The 2,693-nt window shown below is 37.4% G+C and carries 4 protein-coding genes and 1 pseudogene; all 5 read right to left on the bottom strand.

Translation table 11 applies throughout. The annotated features are described in order from the left end of the window. Positions 1–213 precede the first annotated feature (213 nt). Positions 214–630 carry a hypothetical protein gene (locus tag H5183_RS21280; RefSeq protein ID WP_145241528.1) on the bottom strand — a complete coding sequence of 139 codons (417 nt, stop codon included), beginning with the start codon at positions 628–630 and terminating at the stop codon, positions 214–216. 81 nt (positions 631–711) lie between these two features. Then, entirely contained in the window at positions 712–1,272 is a 561-nt protein-coding gene (locus tag H5183_RS21285; protein ID WP_182732665.1) for a hypothetical protein, read from the bottom strand. Between the two features lie 114 nt (positions 1,273–1,386). Continuing rightward, entirely contained in the window at positions 1,387–1,704 is a 318-nt protein-coding gene (locus tag H5183_RS21290; RefSeq protein WP_145242811.1) for a hypothetical protein, read from the bottom strand. A 123-nt stretch (positions 1,705–1,827) separates the two neighbouring features. Then, positions 1,828–2,295, bottom strand: a complete 468-nt coding sequence (locus H5183_RS21295) for a hypothetical protein (protein ID WP_182732666.1) — start codon at positions 2,293–2,295, stop codon at positions 1,828–1,830. Positions 2,296–2,525: 230 nt separating this feature from the next. After that, a pseudogene (locus H5183_RS21300) lies at positions 2,526–2,693 on the bottom strand (transposase); the annotation flags it as partial.

Here is a 2,693-nt window from a genome sequence, read left to right on the forward strand (position 1 = left end):
GAGTCATAATATATCAACTTCATCAGATACTGTATGTAATAACAGTAGTTGATGCTATGATTTTTGCAAAAAAAATGTGCCTGTCCTTTTTTACTCACTAACGCCAAGCTCACCTGCAGTTTTAGCGTTGAGCAATTGTGTAAAATTGAGCTACGCGACATACACAATTGAGCGTAGCAAAAAATGTCAGGTGCAGCCTTTTGATAAGTGCTTTCACCACCATTTGGGATACTCTTTAAATGTATTAGCCAGCCCCTTCTTGACCCTTGGAGCCAACAACAATATGGAGTTGATATTTGCTGCGCTTGACGACATGCGCTCATCTCTAGGATTTATTTCTAATTCTGTGGATGCATCCGACCCACGTACTGCAAATAAGACATAATCACTCATATCTCTAAGTGTTGCTTCTTGAATCTGACTTAATTCTTTCTCAAACCGATCAAGTTCATCCGTTTCAATCCAGACATGAGGATAGTTAAATTTCATGCTTTGGGAAAGAGGGTTGTCATCCGGTTTGGTTTTAAGTTCTATTTCAATAGAAAATGCAATAGAACTAGTTCGCCCCTCAATCTCTAGTGGCTCAAGAGACAGCCTGAATCCATCATTTGTATATTCGATAGCACTCATATTTTTTAGCACTAAACGCCTGAATAATGTGTGAGCTAGTTTGGCAGTTTTATTGCGCTGTTTGCAACTAAAAATGACAAACTAAAGAGAATCACTATTTATTCTCTTGTTAGGCATACTTTTCTCTGTTTTGCGTATATATAGATTAAGTACAAGAAGCAACAATAAAGAAAATAAAACGTGTATACCTGAATTTGAGCGAGCAATACCAAATTCTTCCACTGAGACATCTGCGCTGTTTAATTCTAGCCATGATGCATAGTATAAATGCTGATCTCCAGTCCACAACGAAATAACATATGAATTTTCATCTGGAAATCCAAGCTCATCTACTACATGAGATGGGTAATCACCCAGAAAGAACTCTATGTGAAAATTTTTCACATAGTTCTCAATTTGTTGGTTTGCTTCTACCCAACCAATTAGCTCTGATTCGCTAGGAAATAAAGCTTTATCAGCTTTAAATTCGTTTACGTAATTTACAATTAAGTTTAAATCATCACGAATACTATGATAATAGCGAATACTCTGCTCGATACTTTCCTTATTAGAATCAGAATAGGTTCCTCCTCCGGTGGAAAATATGAAAAGCCACACAAGAAAGTAAAGTGAAATGGTAACGTTGAGTGCAATCTTTATCATGTATCCCTAACGCCGCAAATAAACGGCAAAAAATAGTTGGCTATGATTTGTGAGGCACGAACAAAGCCAACTTTTTTTTGTCCGCGCTTTTAATTTGCATTGTTATGTACCGCCTTAAGCAGAACACTCATTAACTATATTTTCCATAAATTCTTTTGATTCCTTGAAAGACTTAGGTGTAAACACCTCACTTGGGTCTTCTGTATTTGTACCATCAATTGTTAATTCATAGTAAGTAATTTGCCCTTCAGCTTTTTCTACTTCTACGGAGAGCAAATAATTAGTTAATGAACGATACTCTTCAAATTTATCAAAGAAACAGGCCTCATAGACAGGAACATCGAGTTTTTTACCATAACCCACCAATTTGATAGATTGGAAACCACACGCAGCCAACAAAGAACAAAGTAAAATTGAAATCAGTGTTTTCATATCACCCTAGGCACATAACGCCGCCAGAAACTGCCGGAGTAAGTTGGCTGCTTTTTTGCGTGTTTTTGCAAAAAAGAAGACAGCTTACGGAGGTCAGATTTGCTGGCCTTGTTAGTTGCGATGCTACTTTTGAATAACATCAATTGGCTTGGCCGCTAGTTTATATTGAGAAACGATATTGGCAGCTTCGCTGGCAGTGATTAACTTTGCTTGTAGGCGGGCTAATGCCTGTTTATTAGGTAACATTGAGCGCAACAATAATGCTCTATAAACATCCATTCGTTCGGCGGCCGTACCACATCTAGATTTGCAAAACAGATTGTAGACGCGGGCCATTTCTTCCCATATTACCAAGTTCGACTCAGGGTCAATATCGCGTTTGTAAAGATCGACCGCTTTTTCATATGACATTCCATCTACAATTTCAAAAGTATCCGTTGTTGCCTTAATTCGAACAAGTAATCCTTCAGGCAACGACTCGTGAACATACCCATTCATCTGAATATCATTCGGGTCCATTTCCACAACTTTATCTTCCGCAAAACAAGCTAATGGAATAATCATTAAAAGCGATACATAACTAAATTTCATCTTACTTCCTTAATTGTAAGAACGGGCAACTAACGAGGCTGTAGAATAACTCGTTTTTAATTTATTTTTATTGATGTATTAACCATAGCCGAGTTCCTATTTTGACTCAATCGGTTACTTCGATTTTACGTGAAATATAAAAAGAGGATTTACTGTTGCTTTAATGGGCGTTTTGGAAGGTATCACAGGTGTTTAAGTGGCTTATTTGGAGAGGTAGCAGCTTACCTTTATTAATGCATCGTGTTTTGCAGCTTTTCTATATTATGAACTAAGCAATACAGTTGCCATTGGGCATTCACTTTCGTTTGACCGCGTAAGGTCAATTTATTCATGCCTTTGTTAACTGTAATATTCCGCTGTTTATTTAAAGGAAAGCAGGCTCTATACAGCCAAGTCGT

The organism is Pseudoalteromonas sp. SR44-8 (assembly GCF_014163635.1).
Taxonomy (GTDB): Bacteria; Pseudomonadota; Gammaproteobacteria; order Enterobacterales; family Alteromonadaceae; genus Pseudoalteromonas; species Pseudoalteromonas rhizosphaerae.

Excerpts from the sequence above, each read along its gene's own strand:
- H5183_RS21280 (WP_145241528.1), bottom strand. The coding sequence starts at position 630 with ATGAGTGCTATCGAATATACAAATGATGGATTCAGGCTGTCTCTTGAG.
- H5183_RS21290 (WP_145242811.1), bottom strand. The coding sequence starts at position 1,704 with ATGAAAACACTGATTTCAATTTTACTTTGTTCTTTGTTGGCTGCGTGT.
- H5183_RS21285 (WP_182732665.1), bottom strand. The coding sequence starts at position 1,272 with ATGATAAAGATTGCACTCAACGTTACCATTTCACTTTACTTTCTTGTG.
- H5183_RS21295 (WP_182732666.1), bottom strand. The coding sequence starts at position 2,295 with ATGAAATTTAGTTATGTATCGCTTTTAATGATTATTCCATTAGCTTGT.